This is a genomic window from Kitasatospora sp. NPDC059088 (genome assembly GCF_042738155.1).
Classification (GTDB): Bacteria; Actinomycetota; Actinomycetes; order Streptomycetales; family Streptomycetaceae; genus Kitasatospora.
Map to the genome: position 1 here is coordinate 88,954 of NZ_JBHYGR010000010.1, position 14,001 is coordinate 102,954.

Here is a 14,001-nt window from a genome sequence, read left to right on the forward strand (position 1 = left end):
GGGGGCGGTCCCACCCCGCCCCCCACCCACCCCGCGCCCCCCCCGCGGGGGGGCCCCCCCCCCCCGCCCCCCCCCGCCGGCGGCCCCCCGCGGGGGCGGGCCCGCCCGCCGCGGCCGCCCCCCCCCACGTCGTCAGATCAGGCGCTCACGCGCGGGGCGGTCCGTCAGGCGCGCCCCCCGTGGACCTCGGGCACCGGGATGCGGTCGGCGTTCGGCCCCCACGGGTGGTCCGGCGGGTCGCACGGCTCGGGCGGGCACGGCTCCGGCGGGCAGGGCTCCGGCGGACACTTGCTGTCCGCGACCGTGATCTCCACGCACGGGCAGTCCTTGGTCAGTTCGACCGTGGACACCGCGTCCTGCGGCAGCTCGTACCCGGGGGGAGCGACGACCTCCTGCCAGTAGTACGTCCCCAGCGGGAGGTTGTCCGCCGAGCACACGCCGTTGACGTCGGTCGCGCACAGCGGGCCGACCGCCGTGTCCGGGTTGGCCCCGGTGGTCTGCAGGCCGGGCACGCCGTTGGTCTCCCGCCACAGCTGGAAGACGGCTCCGGCCAACGGCTTGCCCGTGTCGGCGTCCACCTTGGTGACGGTGGTCTTCCCGGTCTGCGCGGCCGTCTTCCGGTCCTTGACGGTGACCGGGACGTTCTGCCCGTTGGTGTCCAGCACCACCGTCGTCACCGGCTGCTGCGGCAGGTCGTACCCGGCCGGGGCGGCCGTCTCCTGCCAGTAGTACGTCCCCAGCGGCAGACCCGTCACCGAGCACACGCCGGTGTCGGACGTGACGCAGGGCGAACCGACGGCCGTGTCCGGGTTGGCCCCGGTGGTCTGCAGGCCCGGTACACCGTTGGTCTCCCGCCACAGCTGGAAGACCGCACCCGCCAACGGCTTACCCGTGTCGGCGTCCACCTTCGTCACCGAGGTCGAACCGGTCGGCGTGACCGTCTTGGAGTCCTTGACGGTCACCGGGACGTTCTGCCCGTTGGTGTCCAGCACCACCGTGGTCACCGGCTGCTGCGGCAGGTCGTACCCGGCCGGGGCGGCCGTCTCCTGCCAGTAGTACGTGCCCAGCGGCAGGCCGTCGGCCGAGCAGACGCCCGAGGCCGGGGTGGTGCAGGGCGAACCGACCGCCGTGTCCGGGTTCGCGCCGGTCGTCTGCAGGCCGGGCACACCGTTGGTCTCCCGCCACAACTGGAACACCGCACCCGCCAACGGCTGCGAGGTCGCCGAATCGACCTTCGTCACCGAGGTCGAACCGGTCGGGGCGACGGTCTTGGTGTCCTGGACGGTCACCGGGACGGTCTGCCCGTTGGCGTCCAGCACCACGGTGGTCACGCTCAGGTCGGGCAGCTCGTAGCCGTTGGGCGCGGAGACCTCCTGCCAGTAGTACGCGCCCAGGGGCAGGCCGTGCGCCGCGCAGACGCCGTCCGCCCCGGTGGTGCAGGGCGAGCCGACGGCCGTGTCCGGGTTGGCACCCGTGGTCTGCAGGCCGGGAACGCCGTTGGTCTCCCGCCACAGCTGGAAGACCGCACCGGCCAGCGGCTGCCCGGTGGCGGAGTCGACCTTGGTGACGGTCGTGGAGGCGGTCGGGGCCGCCGTCCTGGTGTCGGCCACCGTCACGCCGACGTTCTGCCCGTTGGTGTCGAGCACGACCTCGGTCACGTTCTGCTGCGGCAGGTCGTACCCGGCCGGGGCGGCCGTCTCCTGCCAGTAGTAGGTGCCCAGCGGCAGGCCGGTCGCCGAGCAGACGCCTGAGGCCGGGGTGGTGCAGGGCGAACCGACCGCCGTGTCCGGGTTCGCACCCGAAGTCTGCAGGCCGGGCACGCCGTTGGTCTCCCGCCACAACTGGAACACCGCACCCGCCAGCGGCTGGGAGGTCGCCGAATCGACCTTCGTCACGCTGGTCGACGCGGTCTCGACGACCGGGCTCTTGGTGTCGGCGACGGTCACCGGGACGGTCTGCCCGTTGGTGTTCAGCACCACCGTCGTCACCGGCTGCTGCGGCAGGTCGTAGCCGGGCGGGGCCGCCGTCTCCTGCCAGTAGTAGGTGCCCAGCGGCAGGTCACTGACGGAGCAGAGGCCGTCCGGACCGGTGGTGCACGGGGCACCGACCTTGGTGTCCGGGGTGGTGCCCGTGGTCTGCAGGCCGGCGACGCCGTTGGTCTCCCGCCACAACTGGAAGGTGGCACCCGCCAGCGGCTGCGAGGTCACCGAGTCGACCTTGGTCACGCTGGTCGACGCGGTCGAGATCGGTGGGCTGCCGCAGTCGGGCAGGTCGCCGTTGAAGGGGTAGGCGTGGAACTCGGTGCCGGTCATGCCGGAACCGGAGTTGTGCAGCAGCGAACCGGTGGTGAAGAAGCGCCCGTTCAGGCCAGGCAGGTTCATCGTGCTGGTGCTGGCCGGGTTGCCGACCAGCACGCTGCCCTGGAACTGCCCGGAGCCCGTGAGGGTGACGGTGCTCGCGGTCGGGAAGTTCCACAGCAGACGCGGGCGCAGCCGGTTCCACGGGTCGTTGTCGTCGAAGCTGCCGCTGAAGGTGTTGATGGTGCGGGCGCCGCCGGTGAGGTTGACCAGCACCGTGGCGTTCGCGGGGATGTTGGCGAAGGCGACGCCCTGGGCGCCGCCGCCGTTGCCGACCAGGTCGAAGTCGACGTTGAAGACCTGGAGCGCGGAGCTGCCGTCGCCGGTGAACAGGGTCTGGTAGCCCTGGTTGACGGCCGTCCCGGTGGCCGGTCGGGGCGTGCCGACCCCGGCGTAGCACTCGCTCGCCGACTGCAACTGGCCGCGCAGCGGCGTGTAGGCGGCGACGGCCTGGGCGTCCTGGACCGTCGTCCCGGTGATGGTGCCGGTGGCGGTGCCCGCGTAGCGGACCACGCCGCCGTCGGCCAGGAGCCGCTGGCCGGGGGCGACGGTGACGTTGCCGCCGGCGGTGAGGAAGTCCGCGCCGTCGGGCGGGGGCACCCGGGAGCCGACGCCGACGATGCCGATGTTGTACCCGGAGCTGGCGCCCGCGGCCTTGTTCTGGGAGAAGCTGCCGAGGGTCACCACGTGGCCCTCGGCCTCGGCGGCCGAGCCGCCGACGTTGAAGTCGCCGCCGACGAAGATGTTGATCCCGGCGTCGCGGCCCGCGAAGGGGCCGTTGTTGACCGGGGGGAAGGTGGCCGGGCAGTCCGCGCCCAGGCAGGGCCCGAGCCCGCCCGGCAGGCCGGCCGCCGAGGCCTGGGTGGGTGCGACGAGCGAGATGGCGAAGGGTACGAGCGTCAAGGCCAGGGCGGAACTCATCGCCTTGCCTAGTCGGCGTCTCCAGCCGGTGGTCGGGGCCGCCGGTCTCTGACTGGGCTTCACCTCGGTCCTCTCATGACGTGAACACGATGGGGCCCTGGCAGTCTCCTGGGGCGCGGCCGGGGCGACCGGCGACGCGCACGGGATGTCCTCCGAGCACCGCCCACAGAGCACCCGATCAGCGTTCCCGGCATGCGCGGGCCGGTTCCGGCAGGGATGCTGGCGACGAGGCGTGCCCGGCCCGAGGAGGGACCCAGAAGCATGAGTGCACTCGACTTCGAGATCATCGACGCCCCCGACAGCTCGCTCAACAAGACCGCCGTCCTGGTCACCGGACCGAACGACGCGCTGCTGGTGGACGCGGGGTTCACCCGCTCCGACGGGCGCCGGCTGGTCGAGCGGGTGCGCGCCAGCGGCAAGCGGCTGACCACCGTCTTCGTCAGCCACGGCGACCCGGACTTCTACTTCGGCGCCCAGGAGCTCCAGGACGCCTTCCCCGGGGCACGCTTCCTGGCCACCGCCTCGACCGTCCAGCACATCCAGGACACCTACGAGTCCAAGCTGCGCGCCTGGTCGCACCTGGGCCCCGAGCTGCCGACCCGGCTGGTCCGGCCGGAGGTGCTGACCGGGGACGAGATCGTCTTCGAGGGCCACCGGTTCGAACTGCGCGGCGCCGACTTCCACCTGCCCGACCGGCACTACCTGTGGCAGCACCACCACCGCGCGGTGCTCGGCGGGGTGCTGCTCTTCGAGGGCCTGCACGTGTGGACGGCCGACACCCCGACCGCGGCCCAACGGGCCGCCTGGATCGACCTGTTGGACGGCATGGAGGCCCTCCACCCGACCTGGCTGGCGGCCGGCCACCGGGTCGCCGACGCGCCCACCGACCTCAACGCCCTCGACCACACCCGCGCCTACCTGCGGGCCTTCGAGACCGAGTTGGGCCGGGCCGCGGACGCCGCCGCCGCGAAGGAGGCGCTGGAGCGGCGCTTCCCGGACCTCGGGCTGCGGATCGCCGTCGACATCGGCACCAAGGTCGCCATGGGCGAGATGGCGTGGGGTTGAGCGCGCGATGATCGAGATCCCCAGGGACGTCGCCGGCTTCGCCGAGTCCGCCGCCCCCGCCGACGTGGTGCGCCGCCAGTACCTGGCCTCCGCCCGGGGCGACCTGGCCGCCCTGCGCAGCACCCTCGCCGACGACGTCGAGTGGACCGAGATGGCCGGCTTCCCGCTGGCCGGCACCTACCGCACCCCGAAGGGCGTCACCGCCAATGTGATGGAGCGGCTGGCCGCCGAGTGGGACAACTGGACGGCCCACGACGACCTGTACGTGGTGGACGGCGAGAACGTGGTGGTCCTGGCCCGCTACACGGCCGTCCACAAGGCCACCGGACGGCCGCTCGCGGTACGGGTCGCCCACCACTTCGTGGTGCGCGGCGGCCGGATCGTCCGCTTCGAGCAGTTCACCGACACCGCGCTGGTCAGGGACGCGACGACGCCGTGAGGCCCGTCGTCGAACTCCCCCCGTTCACCCGTACGGGCGAGCGCGGCGCGGCACGCCCGGCGCGGTCTCGACACACCACCCGTTCGGCGGCAGGCTGACCCCGGATCGTCCACGGAGAGCAAGGAGTCGGGCATGGCGGGCAGCGAACGGCCGATCGTGATCGTCGGGGCCTCCCTGGGCGGCGCCAAGGCGGCCGAGGCCCTGCGCGGGGCCGGGTACCGGGGCGGCATCGTGCTGATCGGCGAGGAGCACGAGCGCCCGTACGAGCGCCCGCCGCTCTCCAAGGGCTACCTGCTCGGCAAGGAGGCCCGGGAGAAGCTCCACGTCCACCCGCCGCAGTGGTACGCCGAGCACGACGTCACGCTGCGGCTCGGCACCCCGGTCGTCGCGATCGACCCGGCCGCCCGCACCGTGACCCTCGCCGACGACGGCGAGATCGGCTACCACAAGCTGCTGCTGACCACCGGCTCGGCGCCGCGCCGGCTGCCGGTGCCCGGCGCGGACCAGGACGGCGTGCTCTACCTGCGCCGGGTCGAGGACAGCGACCGGATCAAGGCCGTGCTGCGGCCGGGCGCCCGGATCACGGTGGTCGGCGCCGGCTGGATCGGCCTGGAGGTGGCGGCCGCGGCCCGCGCGGCGGGTGCCGAGGTCACCGTCCTGGAGTCGCTGGAGCTGCCGCTGCTGCGGGTGCTCGGCCGCGAGGTCGCCCAGGTCTTCGCCGACCTGCACCGCGACCACGGCGTGGACCTGCGCTTCGGCGTGCAGGTCGCCGAACTCACCGGCGCCGACGGCACGGTGAGCGGCGTGAAGCTCGCCGACGGCACCGAGCTGGCGGCCGACGCGGTGGTGGTCGGCATCGGCATCTCCCCCGCCACCGCACTGGCCGAGGCCGCCGGCCTGGAGGTGGACAACGGCATCAAGACCGACCAGCACCTGCGCACCTCCGACCCGGACGTCTACGCGGCCGGCGACGTCGCCAACGCCTACCACCCGCTGTTCGACCGGCACCTGCGGGTCGAACACTGGGCCAACGCCCTCAACCAGCCGCAGACCGCCGCCCGGGCCCTGCTGGGGCAGCCGGACGCCGTCTACGACCGGGTCCCGTACTTCTTCTCGGACCAGTACGACCTGGGCCTGGAGTACGTCGGCTACGCCGAGCCCGGCGGCTACGACCGGGTGGTCTTCCGGGGCGACGTCGCCGGGCGGGAGTTCATCGCCTTCTGGCTCTCCGGGGGCCGGGTGCTCGCCGGGATGAACGTCAACGTCTGGGACGTGGTGGACCCGGTCCGCGAACTGATCGTCTCCAGGCGCGAAGTGGACGCCGACCGCCTGGCAGACCCGACCGTCCCCCTCACCGACGTCTAGGCCGCGGGGCGACGGGGTACGGGCTTGCCGTCGCCGGCCACGGCCGTCGAGTGTTGCAGGGAGTGCAGGATCGCGAGGCCCTGGCTGACGATGCCGGCCGCCATCTGGTTGACGCCGTCGCTGCCGTTGAGGACGGTGAGTTCGGCTCCGGACATGCCCCGGGCGGCCGCGTCCGCGAGGGCCGGAAGGTTCTCCACGATCCGGTTGGCGGCGATGAGTTCCTGGTTGCCGCCGCGCAGGGAGTCCGCCCGGGCCGTGTTGGCGTCCGCCTGGGCCTGGGCAAGCGCCCGCTCACTGTAGGCGTTGCCGTCCGCCTCGAACTTCACCCGGTCACGGGCGGCTTCGGCCAGCGTCCGCTGCCGGTACGCCTCCGCGTCCGCCGGGCGCCGCACCTCCGCCTCCAACTGCTGCGCCGCCAGCCCGGCCCGACGCTGGGCGAGGGCGGTCTGCTCCTCGATGACGTCCTGGGAGGCCCGGGCCTCGGCGAGCGGGCCCGCCTGGGCGGCGCGGGCCCTGGACTGCTCCGTCTCGGCGAGGAAGCCGGCCCGCTTGATCGCGGTGTCGCGCTCGTACTCGGCCTTGAGGGCGGCCGCCTGCTGCTCCCGTTCGGTGGCCTCCTGGTCGGCCTTGGCCTGGGCGATCCGGGCCTGGCTGGCGACCGCCGCCACGTGCGGCGCGGCCAGGTTGTCGATGTAGCCGGTCGAGTCCTCGATCTCCTGGATCTGCAGCGCGTCGACCACGATGCCCAGCTTCTCCATCTCGCCGTGGCTGCCCGCCATCACCTCCTGGGCGACCCTGCTGCGCTCCCGGATGATCTGCTCCACGGTCAGCCCGCCGATGATCGACCGCAGGTGGCCGGCGAAGATCCGGCCGACGAGCTCCTCCATCTGGTCCTGTTCGGAGAGGAAGCGGCGGGCGGCGTTGGCGATCGACACGGCGTCGTCGCCGACCTTGAAGACGCAGACCGCACGCACGGTGAGCCGGATCCCCTGCTGGGTGACGCAGTCCTCGGCGATCTCCGCCTCCCGGAGGGCCAGCGAGAGCATCCGGACCTTCTGCTTGACCGGCAGGACCAGGCTGCCGTGGCCGGTGACGATGCGGAACTGGGTGTCCTGCGCCTGGTGCTTGGAACCGGAGATGAGCATCGCCTCGTTGGGCGCGGGAACGTGCCAGAAGAACATGATCGACCACCTGACCTGTTGGGCCACCTGACCTGCGGGATTGCGACGCGCGCCTCAAGGGCCGTCCTAGGACGGCAGGAGCTCGACGATCACCGAGCGGGCCGAGAGCGCGTCCACCACGACCACCCGGACGTCCCGGCCGACCGGCTCCGAGCACCAGGCCGCGAACACCTCCGAACCGCCCCTCAGGGCCACCAGCACTTCGCCCGGACCGTCCAGCGGAATGGGCACCGTCACCTTGCCGACGGCCCCGACCGGGCTCTGCCGGGCGTCATCGGCCGGGAACGTACGCGCATGCGCCACCGGCGCCTCCGGTCATCAGGTCCGCCGCACCCGGGCCGTGCACAGCCGCCCGGCGGCCGAGCACCCTGAGAAGCCCGGGCCGCCGACCGTGTCACGCACCGGGAACACCTGCGGCATCCGCCGACGGCAGTGATGCCTCGACGCCTTCCACGGTACTCCGGCCGCAGGCCCGCAGTGGACTGAACCATTCCTGGGGGTCAGGACCGCCCGCCCTCGGCGATACTGGGAGTTCGGGGAGTCTCGGGGCTGGCATTCGGGCTGGTATTTGGGCTGGGAGGCGTGCGGTGGGCGGGACGGCCGGGTTCGCCGTGGTGGTGTTCGGGGCGCTGGGCGGCGTGGTCGCCTACCTCGCCGGAGTGGTCGGGCTGCGCGAACTGCGTCGGCTGCGCCGGGTCGGGGTGCCGGTCCCGGCCCTGGTACGGTCCCGCGTCGCGACGCCGGAGGACCGGGCGCTGCCGCCGCGGCCGCTGCTCCAGTTCGAGACCGCGGACGGCCGGGTGGTCGAGGTGTTTTCCCCCGTCCCGTCCACCGCCCGCCACCCCCTGCCCGACGGCGGCTACATTCCGGTGCGCTACGACCCGGCGGACCCCCGGCAGGTCCTGGTGGACGGGCGGGAGCGGGTACGGCTGGAGTACGGCTTCGTCGCGCTGGGCCTGCTGATGGTGCTGGCCTCGATCACCCTCGGTGCCGCTGTGCTCTGAGCTCGGTCACCGCGCCCACGACCGGATGACAGCTCCCCGTCTGGCCTGCCGCGCCCGCTCCGCCCGGAGCGCGCGTCGCCTCGCGCGCAGCCGACGCGAAACCGGCCGCTGGCTGATGTGGACGAACCACCAGTCGCCCGGCTGGTAGCGGAGAAAGATCCACACCCGGTAGATCCGCCCACCGAGGCGGGATTCGATGAAGTCGTCCATGTCAGCCTGCTTTCGCCCAGGTTGGCCACGCCCCGGGACCGTGCAAGCGGTCGCCGAGATCTCTCACCTCCATGGTTGCGCAAGGATCGCTATCCTTGACTGTGCGTCATGTTTCGTATGTTGTTTGGGAACAACGGGAGTACGTCAGATGGCAGCTCGAACACGAGAACTCGATCCGCTGAGTTCGGCACGCCACTTGTACGGGCAGGAGCTGAAACGCCATCGGGCGAACGCGGGGATGTCCCTGGACCGGCTCTCCGAGATCGTCAACTACAGCAAGACGCATCTTCACGGCGTCGAAAATGCGGAGCGCCTCCCGCTCCCTCCTCTGTCCAGCAAACTCGATGCCGCATTCGGTACGGGCGAACTGTTCGAAGGCCTCTGGGAGATCATTCGACGGGAACAGTTTCCCGACCGGTACCGCCGATACATGGACCTCGAAGCACAGGCCAGCCTGATCCAGGTCTATTGCGCGCAGATCGTCCTGGGACTCGTGCAAACCGAGGACTACGCCCGCGCCGTACTGCGCGCAGGCAGACCGTGGGACACGAATGAACGCGTCGAGGAGCAACTGGCCGCCCGACTGGAACGCCAGAAGATCCTTGGCCGGCCCACTCCACCCCACCTCTGGCTGATCCTCGACGAAGCCGTCCTGCGACGCCCCGTGGGTGGTCCGGCTGTCATGACGGAACAGCTGCGCCGTCTCCTGACAGCCGCACAACAGCCCAACGTCGTGGTTCAAGTGCTGCCATTCACGTCCGGGGCGCATCCGGCAATGGGTGGATCGCTGACGATACTCACGCTTCCCGGCGGAGCCGAGAGTGCCTACATGGAAGGCAGTCACACGGGACAACTTGAGGAGGACGCGGAGGCCGTCAGAGGGTTCCGCCTGTCCTACGATCTGCTCAAGGCTTCGGCCTTGCCGCCGGACGAGTCAGCGGTTGTGATCCAGACAGTGATGGAGGACTTCGCACGATGCGCGACCCCGACCTGAGCGCCGCCACCTGGCGCAAGAGCACCCACAGCAACGGCGATGGAGGACAGTGCATCGAGGTCGCCGACGGCTTCCACGGCGTCCCCGTCCGTGACTCGAAGGATCCGAACGGGCCCTCGCTTCGCTTCTCCGCCGACGCCTGGGCGGCGTTCGTTTCCGGGATCAAGGCGGGCGACTTCTGACGCAGTTCAGCCGGGCCGCCCCACCGCGCGGCGGGGCGGCCCGGAGTCACTGTCCGCTGACCTCGCCGGGCTCCCCGTCCAGCGAGAGCAGCATCAGCGACGGGCTCACCGGGTCGGCCGAAACGGCTGACAGCCACCACATGCACACGACACGATGATCGCCCGTAGCCACGCACGATTGCCGAGTTCATAGGGAGCTTCGTGGAACCCCTACAGTTCATCGGGATCATCTCCAACACGCCAGAGGTCGACTCGCCGACGATCTGGCGCGACCCGGAGAACGGCGACCTCCTCATCCAGTCGTACAAGGCCAGCGACAAGGACTTGAGGCGCTGCAAGGAGGTCGGTTCGATTCCCGGGCACTCGACTGACGTGCCTGAGCACGAGACCGTGATCCGCCTCCCGGAAGAAATGATCAAGTACGTCGTGGACCTCGCCGCACGGCTGGCGACTCAAGAGAACGAGAAGGAATAGCGTGGCCAACCCGATCGCCTCGGCCATGGCCGAGGCCAAGTTCTCCGCCGTGCACCTGGAGATGCGTGACAGCTACACGCCGAACGACCCACAGTTCCGGCGCTATCGGGAGGGTCTTCGCTACGGCCCGGACGACCGCCCGGAGTGGTTCCAGAACTGGACCGCCTTCGCCGGGGAGGTGATCAACCGTGGCATCGTCATGCGTCGGGCCCGGATCGTCTCCGAGCCGGTCACGGAGTACATCCGCTACGAGCACCACGTGACATTCCTGAACCTGGCCATCGGTGAGCAGGTCCGCTGGCTTCCGCGCCGGTTGGCGGCAGACATCGCTCTGCCCGGAACCGACCTGTGGATGTTCGACGACTCCAAGATCATGTTCACCTTCTTCTCCGGCGACGGAGATGTGGTGGACCGGGAGTGGACGACCAAGCCTGACGTCGTTCGGCTCGTGAAGAATGCCTTCGAGACCGTGTGGCAAAGGGCGACTCCGCACGAAGAGTACGTGCTCAAGTAACCAAAAGAGATGCGTACTTCTCGCTCATCGAGCGTTCAGCAGGCCCGGAAGGCGCTAGCAGATCGGCTACGCGAAATCCGTCAGGATGCACACCTGACCGGGCCTGCGCTCGCTCTCCTCTGCGGGTGGAGCAAGTCAAAGTGCTCCCGCATCGAGAACGCCATCACTGCGCCCTCCGAGAAGGACATCCGGGACTGGTGCCATGCCTGCAACGCTGACGGCCAGGCCGAAGACCTGGCGGCCAGTCTTCGCACCGTCGAAACCATGTTCACCGAGTGGCGGCGGATGGAGCGCAGCGGGCTCAAGCGCGCCCAGGAGATGGTTCTGCCCCTGTACGAGCGAACGACCCGGTTCCGGGCATACACACCCGGCATCCTTCACGGTCTACTCCAGACCCGGGACTACACCCGTTCGGTACTACAAGCCACCCAACGTCGTCGTGTTGCCGTGAACGATGTGGAAGAGGCAGTCCAGGTCCGCATGGAACGGCAGGCGATCCTGAGAGACCACGGGAGGACGTTCGCCTTCATCATCGAAGAGGCGTGCCTGCACCACGGTCTTGGCGGGCCGGAGGTAGCGGCCGGCCAACTCGCCCACCTGAACATCGTCGCGTCCTTGGCGAACGTGAGCCTGGGGATCGTTCCGAGGGGATTGTTGCGCCACTCGATGCAGGTCGAAGCGTTCTCGATCTACGACTCGGCGCAGGTAAACGTCGAGCTTGTCTCCGGGTACCTCCAGATCACGCAGCCTTCGGAAGTGGGCATGTACGTCAGCCGGTTCGGGGAACTGTCCACGGATGCCGTGCATGGCGCTGCCGCTCGCGCCCTGATCTCAGGGGCGCTTGACTCTCTCGGGTGACTGCTGTGCAACTGCGTGCAACTTCGTTGGGCGTCGCTGGCCGCTCCTCGTACGGTCCATCCCACGCCCCCATGCGCGAAGGAGAGGGAACCGACGATGAGTGCCACAGCGAAGCGCGACATCCCGAAGCGTGTTCAGAGGTGTCTCGCCGAGGACGACGACGGCCCGCTCGTGGCCGAGCCGGTGTCGGCGCCGACGACCAGGCCGCCGAAGTTCCACGGCGTGGTCTACCTGGCCAAGCCGGGAATGGCGTTCCCCGAGCGGGAGATGCGCGACTGCGAGAGGTACGCGGACACCTTCGGCTGGGGCATCACGCTCACCATCGTGGACGAGCACGCGAACGACAAGGGCCCCGACGAGCGGCCCTTGCTCAAGGCCGCGTTGCAGAACCTCAAGGACCGGAAGGCCGGCGCGATCCTCGTCCCGAGCCAGGCGACGATCACCCCCATCGGCGGCGAGTACGACGAGTTCGCCCGGGCGGTTGAAAAGGCCGGCGGGTTCATCCAGGTGGCGGCCCGGAAGTGAGCCGGTACACCATCGTCCCCGCCGACTCCCCGGCCGGCACCAGCTTCCCCGTCTGGGCCGTCCACGACCACAGGACCAATCGCCTGGTGCAAGCCCTCCCGCCCCGTCCCGAGCCGCTGCACTTCTACTCGCACGACTCGGCGCGGATCTGGACCCAGAAGAACGACGTCGAGGGGGAAGCCGCCTGATGTTTCCCATCCCGGTGAACATCCCACCATCGCACTGCAAGGAGGCCTCGTGACCATCAGGTGATCTTCAAGACGCTGCGGTGGACTCCGTACGATCGCGACGGCATTCAGCACACCGGATGGGCGGAGCCAGCTTCCGCAGCCGAGCTTGACGAGAGCGTGCGGGTGACGCCGCACCTCTTCCAGGCCCGCATCGACAAGGCCTCCGACATTCGCGTGCTGGTCGTCGGTCGGCGCACGTTCGCCGTCCGGATCGACTGTGACCTCCTGGACTGGCGCAGGGACTACTCCGCCCTCTCGTACACGGTGGTGGACCTGCCCGGCCGCCTGGACAAGGCACTTCACGACCTCCTGAACCAACTCGGTCTCGTCTCCGGGTCGTTCGACCTCGCTGTCGACCGAGCCGGCGACTACTGGTGGCTGGAGCTGAATCCCAACGGCCAATGGGGCTGGCTGGAGCAGAAGACCGGCCTGGAGATGTCCGCCGCATTCGCTGATCTGCTGACACGAGGAGAGACAGCATGACCGGAACCGCGCCCCATCGGCGCGCCCTCGCCGACCGGCTTGAGAAGGCGGGCGTCCTGCGGACTCCGGAGTGGCGCGCCGCCGTCGAGGCGATCCCGCGCGAGGAGTTCCTCACCCCCGGGGTCTTCCTTCCCGGCGACGGCGGCCGGTGGCGACCCGCCACCGCAGCGGGTACCGCGCCGACCGCCTGGGTGGAGATCGCCTACAGCGACGAGTCGTTGACCACCCAGCTCGACGGGCACCTGACCGCCGAACAGGCCAGGGGGCTCGTGACGGGCTCGCCCACGTCCTCGTCCACCATGCCCGCCACTGTGGTCGGCATGATCGAGCACCTGGACGTCACGGCCGGGCACCAGGTGCTGGAGATCGGCACCGGCACGGGATACTCCTCCGCGCTGATGTGCCACCGCCTGGGCGAGGACAACGTCACAACGGTCGAGGTGGATCCGGACGTCGCGGCCCGCGCCGATGCGGCGCTGGAAACGGTCGGCTTCTCGACCTGGACCGTCGTCGGGGACGGGCTCCTCGGGCATCCTCGCCGCGCTCCCTATGACCGCGTGATCGCCACCTGCGCCGTCGACCGCATCCCGTACACCTGGATTCGCCAGACCAGGCCGGGCGGGATCGTCCTGGCGACGGTCGGCTCCTGGGGGTACGGGACCGGCCTGGCGAAGGTCGTGGTCAACGGCGACGGAACCGCTGAGGGCCGGATCGTCGACCGCTCCTCGTTCATGCAGGCGCGATCGCAGGCCGCCGCGCCGATCGCCGGTGACCTGTCCGCCCGCACCGCCTTTCCCGAGAGCGAGCGGCCTGTGCGCGTTCCACCGACCGTCCTGAGCGAGTGGATGCCGGCGTTCCTCGCCCAACTCGCCGCGCCCGGCGCTCAGTTCGTCCGGGCCACGGCGGACGATGGCACGCAGCTCCGCTACCTCTTCGACCCGGGGCACGAGTCCTTCGCGGAGTTCGTCCGCGAAGGCGGGGCGTGGACGGTGCGCCAGGGTGGTCCCGTCGCCCTGTGGGACGTCGTCGAGCGGGCTCTTCTCGCCTGGCGGGGCGCCGGTGGTCCGGACATCACCGCCGTACGGATCCACATCACCAGCAGGGCACACCGTTACTGGATCGGCGACGACGGCGCCCTCCGGTGGGAGCACCGCCTCGACCGCCCCGCTTGAGCCTGGGCGCGGGCCCGGCGGGCCCCG

Annotated in this window: 16 protein-coding genes and 1 pseudogene; 13 read left to right on the forward strand and 4 right to left on the reverse strand. The window is 70.6% G+C overall.

Annotated features, from left to right (window positions below):
- Positions 1-164: 164 nt before the first annotated feature.
- On the reverse strand, positions 165-3,260 hold the full coding sequence (locus ACFWXO_RS07295; RefSeq protein ID WP_380522697.1) for a SpaA isopeptide-forming pilin-related protein: 3,096 nt from the start codon (positions 3,258-3,260) through the stop codon (positions 165-167).
- A gap of 279 nt (positions 3,261-3,539) precedes the next feature.
- Between ACFWXO_RS07295 and ACFWXO_RS07300 the strand changes: the two genes are divergently transcribed.
- From ACFWXO_RS07300 to ACFWXO_RS07310, 3 genes are all read left to right on the forward strand, one after another.
- Positions 3,540-4,343, forward strand: coding sequence for an MBL fold metallo-hydrolase (locus tag ACFWXO_RS07300; protein WP_380522698.1), 804 nt, complete (start codon positions 3,540-3,542; stop codon positions 4,341-4,343).
- A 7-nt stretch (positions 4,344-4,350) separates the two neighbouring features.
- A complete protein-coding gene (locus tag ACFWXO_RS07305) occupies positions 4,351-4,782 on the forward strand; it encodes a nuclear transport factor 2 family protein (RefSeq protein WP_380522699.1) in 432 nt (143 codons plus the stop codon).
- Between the two features lie 132 nt (positions 4,783-4,914).
- Positions 4,915-6,147, forward strand: a complete 1,233-nt coding sequence (locus tag ACFWXO_RS07310; protein WP_380522700.1) for an NAD(P)/FAD-dependent oxidoreductase — start codon at positions 4,915-4,917, stop codon at positions 6,145-6,147.
- Here the strand turns inward: ACFWXO_RS07310 and ACFWXO_RS07315 are convergent.
- Together ACFWXO_RS07315 and ACFWXO_RS07320 are read right to left on the reverse strand one after the other, a co-directional pair.
- Positions 6,144-7,328, reverse strand: a complete 1,185-nt coding sequence (locus ACFWXO_RS07315) for an SPFH domain-containing protein (protein WP_380522701.1) — start codon at positions 7,326-7,328, stop codon at positions 6,144-6,146. The two genes, ACFWXO_RS07310 and ACFWXO_RS07315, sit on opposite strands and share 4 nt — an antisense overlap.
- A gap of 66 nt (positions 7,329-7,394) precedes the next feature.
- A complete protein-coding gene (locus ACFWXO_RS07320) occupies positions 7,395-7,631 on the reverse strand; it encodes a hypothetical protein (RefSeq protein WP_380522702.1) in 237 nt (78 codons plus the stop codon).
- 284 nt (positions 7,632-7,915) lie between these two features.
- Here ACFWXO_RS07320 and ACFWXO_RS07325 point away from each other — a divergent pair, with 284 nt between their 5' ends.
- Positions 7,916-8,332, forward strand: a complete 417-nt coding sequence (locus ACFWXO_RS07325; protein WP_380397197.1) for a DUF3592 domain-containing protein — start codon at positions 7,916-7,918, stop codon at positions 8,330-8,332.
- A gap of 6 nt (positions 8,333-8,338) precedes the next feature.
- On the opposite strand, the gene ACFWXO_RS07330 is transcribed toward ACFWXO_RS07325, so the two are convergent.
- Positions 8,339-8,542 (reverse strand): hypothetical protein, encoded by a 204-nt coding sequence (locus tag ACFWXO_RS07330; protein WP_375891691.1) that lies wholly within the window; start codon positions 8,540-8,542, stop codon positions 8,339-8,341.
- A gap of 148 nt (positions 8,543-8,690) precedes the next feature.
- Between ACFWXO_RS07330 and ACFWXO_RS07335 the strand changes: the two genes are divergently transcribed.
- The 9 genes and pseudogenes from ACFWXO_RS07335 to tgmC all read left to right on the forward strand — a co-directional run bounded on the left by ACFWXO_RS07335 (position 8,691) and on the right by tgmC (position 13,974).
- The gene (locus ACFWXO_RS07335) at positions 8,691-9,536 is read left to right on the forward strand and encodes a helix-turn-helix transcriptional regulator (RefSeq protein WP_380522703.1); all 846 of its coding nucleotides are present in this window, start codon (positions 8,691-8,693) and stop codon (positions 9,534-9,536) included.
- Complete coding sequence (locus tag ACFWXO_RS07340; RefSeq protein ID WP_380522704.1) at positions 9,518-9,718, forward strand: DUF397 domain-containing protein; 201 nt, start codon at positions 9,518-9,520, stop codon at positions 9,716-9,718. The genes ACFWXO_RS07335 and ACFWXO_RS07340 overlap by 19 nt, the downstream gene beginning before the upstream one ends.
- 201 nt (positions 9,719-9,919) lie before the next feature.
- Positions 9,920-10,192 carry a hypothetical protein gene (locus ACFWXO_RS07345; protein ID WP_380522705.1) on the forward strand — a complete coding sequence of 91 codons (273 nt, stop codon included), beginning with the start codon at positions 9,920-9,922 and terminating at the stop codon, positions 10,190-10,192.
- 1 nt (position 10,193) lies between these two features.
- Positions 10,194-10,706, forward strand: a complete 513-nt coding sequence (locus ACFWXO_RS07350) for a DUF6879 family protein (protein WP_380522706.1) — start codon at positions 10,194-10,196, stop codon at positions 10,704-10,706.
- Positions 10,707-10,715: 9 nt separating this feature from the next.
- Positions 10,716-11,564: a helix-turn-helix domain-containing protein gene (locus ACFWXO_RS07355; protein ID WP_380397186.1), complete on the forward strand. Its 849-nt coding sequence runs from the start codon at positions 10,716-10,718 to the stop codon at positions 11,562-11,564.
- 96 nt (positions 11,565-11,660) lie between these two features.
- Complete coding sequence (locus tag ACFWXO_RS07360) at positions 11,661-12,089, forward strand: hypothetical protein (RefSeq protein ID WP_380522707.1); 429 nt, start codon at positions 11,661-11,663, stop codon at positions 12,087-12,089.
- Positions 12,086-12,277 (forward strand): hypothetical protein, encoded by a 192-nt coding sequence (locus tag ACFWXO_RS07365; protein ID WP_380522708.1) that lies wholly within the window; start codon positions 12,086-12,088, stop codon positions 12,275-12,277. Before ACFWXO_RS07360 ends, ACFWXO_RS07365 begins: the two co-directional genes overlap by 4 nt.
- Positions 12,278-12,334: 57 nt before the next feature.
- A pseudogene (locus ACFWXO_RS07370) lies at positions 12,335-12,802 on the forward strand (ATP-grasp ribosomal peptide maturase); the annotation flags it as partial.
- Entirely contained in the window at positions 12,799-13,974 is a 1,176-nt protein-coding gene (gene tgmC / locus ACFWXO_RS07375) for an ATP-grasp peptide maturase system methyltransferase (protein ID WP_380522709.1), read from the forward strand. The pseudogene ACFWXO_RS07370 and the gene tgmC, both read left to right, overlap by 4 nt.
- Positions 13,975-14,001: the final 27 nt, after the last annotated feature.

What these genes read in the sequence shown, in the direction of transcription:
- ACFWXO_RS07300 (WP_380522698.1), top strand. Translation starts at nt 3,540, where the DNA reads ATGAGTGCACTCGACTTCGAGATCATCGACGCCCCCGACAGCTCGCTC.
- ACFWXO_RS07305 (WP_380522699.1), top strand. Translation starts at nt 4,351, where the DNA reads ATGATCGAGATCCCCAGGGACGTCGCCGGCTTCGCCGAGTCCGCCGCC.
- ACFWXO_RS07310 (WP_380522700.1), top strand. Translation starts at nt 4,915, where the DNA reads ATGGCGGGCAGCGAACGGCCGATCGTGATCGTCGGGGCCTCCCTGGGC.
- ACFWXO_RS07315 (WP_380522701.1), bottom strand. Translation starts at nt 7,328, where the DNA reads ATGTTCTTCTGGCACGTTCCCGCGCCCAACGAGGCGATGCTCATCTCC.
- ACFWXO_RS07330 (WP_375891691.1), bottom strand. Translation starts at nt 8,542, where the DNA reads ATGGACGACTTCATCGAATCCCGCCTCGGTGGGCGGATCTACCGGGTG.
- ACFWXO_RS07335 (WP_380522703.1), top strand. Translation starts at nt 8,691, where the DNA reads ATGGCAGCTCGAACACGAGAACTCGATCCGCTGAGTTCGGCACGCCAC.
- ACFWXO_RS07340 (WP_380522704.1), top strand. Translation starts at nt 9,518, where the DNA reads ATGCGCGACCCCGACCTGAGCGCCGCCACCTGGCGCAAGAGCACCCAC.
- ACFWXO_RS07355 (WP_380397186.1), top strand. Translation starts at nt 10,716, where the DNA reads ATGCGTACTTCTCGCTCATCGAGCGTTCAGCAGGCCCGGAAGGCGCTA.
- ACFWXO_RS07360 (WP_380522707.1), top strand. Translation starts at nt 11,661, where the DNA reads ATGAGTGCCACAGCGAAGCGCGACATCCCGAAGCGTGTTCAGAGGTGT.
- tgmC (WP_380522709.1), top strand. Translation starts at nt 12,799, where the DNA reads ATGACCGGAACCGCGCCCCATCGGCGCGCCCTCGCCGACCGGCTTGAG.